Below are 6740 nucleotides of genomic sequence, written 5' to 3' on the forward strand. Positions count from 1 at the left end.
GAGTCGTGCACGTTCATCTGGCAGCCGAACGTGCGTACCTGGTAAGTGCGAGTGCTCATCTCAGGAACCGAGGGTACGCGTGACCGCATTGAGACCTACCAACTGGTCAAAGCGGCATGAACTTCGCGTCCGGTGGGGGTAGGTTTCGCGCATTGCCGGGCCAGTAGTCTCACGAACGCCTGGTGTGAACGCGTGCGATGGAGGACTGATGACCGAGGCGGCGGCCGACACCCCGATGATCCGCATGGTCGAGGTGGACAAGTACTTCGGGCAGCTGCACGTGCTCAAGAACATCACCATCGAGGTGCCCCGCGGGCAGGTGGTCGTCGTGCTCGGGCCGTCCGGCTCCGGCAAGTCGACGCTGTGCCGCTCGATCAACCGCCTCGAGCCTATCAACGCCGGCTCGATCGAGGTCGACGGCAAGCCGCTGCCGGCCGAGGGCAAGGAGCTGGCGGGCCTGCGGGCCGATGTCGGCATGGTGTTCCAGTCGTTCAACCTCTTCGCGCACAAGACGATCCTCGACAACGTGATGCTCGCGCCCGTCAAGGTGCGCAAGGTCGCGCAGCCCGAGGCGAAGCGGACCGCGATGGAGCTGCTCGAACGCGTCGGCATCGCCAACCAGGCACAGAAGTACCCTGCTCAGCTCTCCGGCGGGCAGCAGCAGCGCGCGGCGATCGCGCGGGCCCTGGCGATGAAGCCGAAGGTCATGCTCTTCGACGAGCCGACCTCGGCGCTGGACCCCGAGATGATCAACGAAGTGCTGGACGTCATGACCACCCTCGCGGAGGAGGGCATGACGATGCTGGTCGTCACCCACGAGATGGGTTTCGCGCGCAACGCGGCGCACCGGGTCGTGTTCATGGCCGACGGCGAGATCGTCGAGGACAGCACCCCGCAAGAGTTCTTCTCGGCGCCGAAGTCCAACCGGGCGAAGGACTTCCTAGGAAAGATCCTCACTCACTGAGGACCGTTGTAGCGGCGTGCTCGCCCGCGCCGCCTGACCAAGAGCAGGAGAGAAGTTGCGATGAGGGTTCGTTCCCTGGCGATCGGGCTGCTGGTGGGTGGCCTCGCCCTGACCGCCTGCGGCAAGGAGGGCACGCCGTCGAACGACGCGACAGCCGGCCCCTCCACCACCCAGAAGGTGGCTCAGAACGTCAAGGTCGAGGGCTCGGCGACGTTCGACCGGATGACCCAGAACGGCAAGGTCGTCATCGGGGTCAAGGAGGACCAGCCCTACCTCGGCTACAAGGACCCGACCACCGGCAAGTACTCCGGCTTCGACATCGAGATCGCGCGCCTGGTCGCCGCGAAGCTCGGCTTCGACGAGGACAAGATCGAGTACAAGACCGTCCAGTCCGCCGGTCGTGAGGCCGCCATCACCAACGGCGACGTCGACTACTACGTCGGCACCTACACGATCAACGACAAGCGCAAGGAGCAGATCTCCTTCGCCGGCCCGTACTTCGTCGCCGGCCAGGACCTGCTGGTGCGCAAGGACGACAAGTCGATCACCGGCAAGGACACCCTGAAGGGCAAGAAGGTCTGCTCGGTGACCGGCTCGACGCCGATCCAGCGGGTCCGCGACGAACAGCTGACCGAGCCGGGCAACATCGTCGAGTTCCAGGCCTACTCGCAGTGCGTCGAGAAGCTCTCCAGCGGCGAGGTCGACGCGGTCACCACGGACGACGCCATCCTCAAGGGCTTCGCCGCGCAGGACCCGGACAACCTGAAGGTCGTCGGCAAGCCGTTCTCCGAGGAGCCGTACGGCATCGGCCTGCCGCACGACGACAAGCCGCTGCGGGACAAGGTGAACGACATCCTGCAGGCCGCGATCGACGACGGCACCTGGCAGGACATCTACGACAGCACGCTCGGCAAGTCCAACTCGAAGGCGTCGCCGCCGAAGCTCGCACGGTACTGATTCGACCCTGATGGTGGGTGGTCGCCCGAGTGGTGACCACCCACCTTCGTTAACCACAGCGGGGAAGAAGGCCCGATGAACATACTGATCGACTACTGGCCGTTGTTCCGCGACGGCTTCATCACCACGGTCGAGTTGTTCCTGCTCGCCGGTGTCGCGTCCCTCGTGTTCGGCGTGATCCTGGCGATGCTGCGGGTCAGTCCCGTGCCCGTCTTCCGCGCCGCGGGCACCCTCTACGTCACCGTCGTGCGGAACACCCCGCTGACGCTGGTGTTCCTCTTCTTCGTCTTCGCCTATCCCTACCTGAAGATCCTGGGGCTGTCCTACTTCGCCGCCGCGGTGGTCGCGCTGACCGTGTACACCTCGGCGTTCATCTGCGAGGTCGTCCGGTCGGGGATCAACACCGTGCCGCTCGGCCAGGCCGAGGCGGCCCGCGCACTCGGCCTGACGTTCGGCCAGTCGCTCTCGGAGGTCATCCTCCCGCAGGCGCTGCGGTCGGTGGTGCCGCCGTTGGTGAGCACGCTGATCGCCCTGCTGAAGAACACCACCATCGCCGCCGGGTTCTCGGTCGCGGAGGCAGGCCGGATACGGTCGATCCTGTCCGACAACGGCGAGAACCAGCTGGTCGGCCTGGGATGGGTGTCGCTGGGCTTCGTGATCCTGGTGATGGTCCTGACGCTGGCGCAGCGAACCCTCGAGAAGCGGTGGAGCGTGGCCCGATGAGCAACATCCTCTTCGACACCCCCGGCCCCCGCGCCCGCGCCCGGCACCGCCTGCTGGCGGCGATCGGCATCCTGCTGCTCGCCGGGCTCGTGGCCTTCGTCGGCTGGCGGTTCTACGACACCAACCAGTTCGACGGCAAGAAGTGGGAGTGGGTCGAGTACAAGTACGTCCAGGAACAGCTGATCACGGCCGTGCTGGCGACGCTGAAGGCGTTCGCGCTGGGCGCGGTGCTCGCGCTGCTGTTCGGCGCCGTGTTCGCGGCCGGGCGGCTCTCCGAGCACCGGCCCATCCGGCTGGTGTCCGCGTTCATCGTGGAGCTGTTCCGCGCGATCCCGCTGCTGATCCTGATGTTCCTGTTCTACTACGGCCTGCCGACGGTCGGGGTCAAGATGTCGGCGTACACGGCCGTGGTGCTCGGCCTCATGCTCTACAACGGATCGGTGCTGGCCGAGGTGTTCCGCGCCGGCATCCTGGCACTGCCGCGCGGCCAGTCCGAGGCCGCCTACGCGCTCGGCCTGCGCAAGACGCAGGTGATGGTGCTGATCCTGCTGCCGCAGGCTCTGCGCTCGATGATGCCGACGATCATCAGCCAGCTGGTGGTGCTGCTGAAGGACACCGCGCTCGGCTTCCTGATCACCTACGACGAGCTGCTGCACTTCGCCCAGTTCTACGGCGGGCAGGGGCAGTTCGGCCGGCCGTTCATCCCGGTCGCGATCGTGGTGGCCGCCATCTACATCGGCATGTGCCTGCTGCTGGCCTGGCTCGCGAACTACCTGCAGAAGCGGGAGCGGCGCAGCAAGAAGCACATCGACGTCGCCCCGATCGCCCCCGTCGACCCGGATCTCGCCGGTGTCGGCGCCGCCTGACTTCCTGGCTGCCACCCGCTCGTCCTACGACCGGGTGGCGGCCGACTACGCGAGACACTTCCGCGACGAGATGGCCGGCCTGCCGGTAGAGCTTTCGGTGCTGTCCCTGTTCGCGTCGGTCGTGGCCGGACCGGTACTGGAGGTCGGCTGCGGCACCGGCCTGGCGACCGCGGAACTGGTGCGTCTCGGCGTGGACGTGTCCGGTGTGGACCTGTCCCCGGGCATGCTCGAGGTGGCCCGCCGGCACCTGCCGAACGTGCGGTTCGAGATCGGCTCGATGCTGGACCTACCCCATCCCGACGCGACCTTCGGTGGGGTGATGGCGTGGTACTCGACCATCCACGTGCCAGACGACCTGCTGCCGACGGCCCTGGCCGAACTGGCGCGGGTCGTGCGGCCGGGAGGCTACCTGTTGCTGGCTTTCCAGGTGGGTGACGAGCCACTGCACATGACGTCCGCGCTGGGCCACGAGGTAGAGCTGGTCTTCCACCGCCGCCGGCCCGACCACCTGGCCAAGCTGCTGGCAGACGCGGGCGTCCCAGTCACGGTTCGCACCACCCGCGAAGCACGGCAGGGCGAACGAACCCCGCAGGCCTTCCTACTGGCGCGGAAGCCCGAGTAGCGCGACAAAGGGCTGAAGAGCGCCTGGCGTGGCCAACTCAACCACCTGTCCAGGTCGCCGCCCGGAGCCCACCCACGGACTCCGGGCCTCGGAGAACCTCAGGAACGACTACCGCTACGCCGGAAGAGCTTGTTGCCCAGCCACACCACCGGGTCGTACTTGCGGTCGATCACGCGCTCCTTCATCGGGATCAGCGCGTTGTCGGTGATCTTGATGTGCTCCGGGCACACCTCGGTGCAGCACTTGGTGATGTTGCAGTACCCGAGACCGTGCTCCTCCTGCGCCTCGCGGACGCGGTCGGCCTGGTCCAGCGGGTGCATGTCGAGCTCCGCGACGCGCATCAGGAAGCGCGGGCCGGCGAAGTTCTCCTTGTTCTCCTCGTGGTCACGGATGACGTGGCAGGTGTTCTGGCACAGGAAGCACTCGATGCACTTGCGGAACTCCTGCGAGCGCTCGACGTCCTGCTGCTTCATCCGGTACTCGCCGAGGCCGAGGTTCTTCGGCGGTGAGAAGGCCGGGATCTCCCGCGCCTTCTGGTAGTTGTACGACACGTCGGTGACCAGGTCGCGGATCACCGGGAACGTGCGCAGCGGTGTCACGGTGATCGTCTCGGTCTCGGAGAACACGGACATGCGCGTCATGCACATCAGGCGCGGCATGCCGTTGATCTCCGCGGAGCACGAGCCGCACTTGCCCGCCTTGCAGTTCCAGCGCACCGCGAGGTCCGGCGCCTGCGTCGCCTGCAGGCGGTGGATGATGTCGAGGACGACCTCACCCTCGTTGACCTCGACGACGTAGTCCTGGACATCCCCACCGGTGGCGTCGCCGCGCCAGACCTTGAAGTTCGCCTTGTAACTCACTTGGCACTCCTCTGCGGGTGGGCGGCGAGTTCGTCGTCCGTGTAGTACTTCTCCAGCTCGGACAGCTCGAACAGCTCGAGCAGGTCCTCACGCATCGGCACCTGGTCCTTGGGCGTGACCGTGGCCGCCGTCCCGGCCTCGTCCGACGAGCAGACGAGCAGCTTGTTGCGCCAGTTGGCGTCCAGCGCCGGGAAGTCGTCGCGGGTGTGGCCGCCGCGGCTCTCCGTGCGCATCAGGGCCGCCTTGGCGACGCACTCGCTGACCAGCAGCATGTTGCGCAGGTCGAGCGCGAGGTGCCAGCCGGGGTTGAACTCGCGGCGGCCCTCGACGGCGATCGCCCTCGCGCGCTGCTTCAGCTCCGCCAGCTTGTCCAGCGCCTGCTGGATCTCCTCTTCCTTGCGGATGATGCCGACCAGGTCGTTCATCGACTGCTGCAGCTCGGCGTGGATCGTGTACGGGTTCTCCGCCTGCCCGCTGTCCGGCCAGTCGAACGGGTTCGTCGCGCGGGTGGCTGCCGCGTCCACATCGGACTCGGAGATCTTCGGCTTCTGGTCGAGGGAGTCGATGTACTCCGCGGCGCCGAGCCCGGCGCGGCGGCCGAACACGATCAGGTCGGACAGCGAGTTGCCACCCAGCCGGTTGGAGCCGTGCATGCCGCCGGCGACCTCACCGGCCGCGAACAGACCCGGCACGGTCGACGACGCGCTGTCCGGGTCGACCTCGACGCCACCCATGACGTAGTGGCAGGTCGGCCCGACCTCCATGGGCTGGGAGGTGATGTCCACATCGGCCAGTTCCTTGAACTGGTGGTACATGGACGGCAGGCGCCGCTTGATCTCCTCGGCCGGCAGGCGGCTCGCGATGTCCAGGAAAACGCCGCCGTGCGGTGAGCCGCGGCCCTCCTTGACCTCGGAGTTGATCGCGCGAGCGACCTCGTCGCGGGGCAGCAGGTCCGGCGTGCGACGGTTGTTGTCCTGGTCGTTGTACCAGCCGTCGGCCTCCTGCTCGGTCTCCGCGTACTGGCCCTTGAACACGTCCGGGACGTACCCGAACATGAATCGGTCGCCCTTGGAGTTCTTCAGGACGCCGCCGTCACCACGCACACCCTCGGTGACGAGGATGCCCTTGACGCTCGGCGGCCAGACCATGCCGGTCGGGTGGAACTGGACGAACTCCATGTTGATGAGCGTGGCGCCGGCGCGGAGCGCGAGCGCGTGCCCGTCGCCGGTGTACTCCCAGGAGTTCGACGTGACCTTGAAGGACTTGCCGATGCCGCCGGTCGCCAGCACGATGGCCGGCGCCTCGAACAGCACGAACTTGCCGGAGTCGCGGTAGTAGGCGAACGCGCCGGCGATGCGGTCGCCGTCCTTGATCAGCTCGGTGACGGTGCACTCGGAGAAGACCCTGAGCTTGGCGTCGTAGTCGCCGTACTCCGCGTAGTCCTCCTGCTGCAGCGAGACGATCTTCTGCTGCATGGTGCGGATCATCTCGAGGCCGGTGCGGTCACCGACGTGCGCGAGGCGGGGGTAGGTGTGGCCGCCGAAGTTGCGCTGGCTGATCTTGCCGTCCTTGGTGCGGTCGAACAGCGCACCGTAGGTCTCCAGCTCCCAGACCCGCTCCGGCGCCTCCTTGGCGTGGAGCTCGGCCATCCGCCAGTTGTTGAGGAACTTGCCGCCCCGCATGGTGTCGGCGAAGTGGATCTGCCAGGTGTCCTTGGCGTTGGCGTTCTTCATCGACGCCGCGCAGCC

General features: G+C 67.0%; 7 protein-coding genes. 5 read left to right on the forward strand and 2 right to left on the reverse strand.

Annotated elements, in window-relative coordinates:
* The first annotated feature begins 235 nt into the window (after nt 1-235).
* From ACJ73U_RS46110 to ACJ73U_RS46130, 5 genes are all read left to right on the forward strand, one after another.
* A complete protein-coding gene (locus ACJ73U_RS46110) occupies nt 236-964 on the forward strand; it encodes an amino acid ABC transporter ATP-binding protein (RefSeq protein WP_407784147.1) in 729 nt (242 codons plus the stop codon).
* Nucleotides 965-1024: 60 nt separating this feature from the next.
* Nucleotides 1025-1921 (forward strand): glutamate ABC transporter substrate-binding protein, encoded by an 897-nt coding sequence (locus ACJ73U_RS46115; RefSeq protein ID WP_407784141.1) that lies wholly within the window; start codon nt 1025-1027, stop codon nt 1919-1921.
* A gap of 75 nt (nt 1922-1996) precedes the next feature.
* Nucleotides 1997-2644: an amino acid ABC transporter permease gene (locus tag ACJ73U_RS46120; protein ID WP_407784142.1), complete on the forward strand. Its 648-nt coding sequence runs from the start codon at nt 1997-1999 to the stop codon at nt 2642-2644.
* Complete coding sequence (locus ACJ73U_RS46125) at nt 2641-3510, forward strand: amino acid ABC transporter permease (RefSeq protein ID WP_407784143.1); 870 nt, start codon at nt 2641-2643, stop codon at nt 3508-3510. The genes ACJ73U_RS46120 and ACJ73U_RS46125 overlap by 4 nt, the downstream gene beginning before the upstream one ends.
* Complete coding sequence (locus ACJ73U_RS46130; protein ID WP_407784144.1) at nt 3494-4132, forward strand: methyltransferase domain-containing protein; 639 nt, start codon at nt 3494-3496, stop codon at nt 4130-4132. Before ACJ73U_RS46125 ends, ACJ73U_RS46130 begins: the two co-directional genes overlap by 17 nt.
* Before the next feature lie 98 nt (nt 4133-4230).
* Here ACJ73U_RS46130 and ACJ73U_RS46135 read toward each other — a convergent pair whose 3' ends face one another.
* Nucleotides 4231-4992, reverse strand: coding sequence for a succinate dehydrogenase/fumarate reductase iron-sulfur subunit (locus ACJ73U_RS46135; protein WP_407784145.1), 762 nt, complete (start codon nt 4990-4992; stop codon nt 4231-4233).
* On the reverse strand, nt 4989-6740 hold a 1752-nt coding region (locus ACJ73U_RS46140), incomplete at its 5' end, for a fumarate reductase/succinate dehydrogenase flavoprotein subunit (RefSeq protein WP_407784146.1). The genes ACJ73U_RS46140 and ACJ73U_RS46135, both read right to left, overlap by 4 nt.

Origin of the sequence: Actinophytocola sp., from assembly GCF_045807065.1 — a bacterium.
In the GTDB taxonomy this organism is placed as follows: domain Bacteria; phylum Actinomycetota; class Actinomycetes; order Mycobacteriales; family Pseudonocardiaceae; genus Actinophytocola.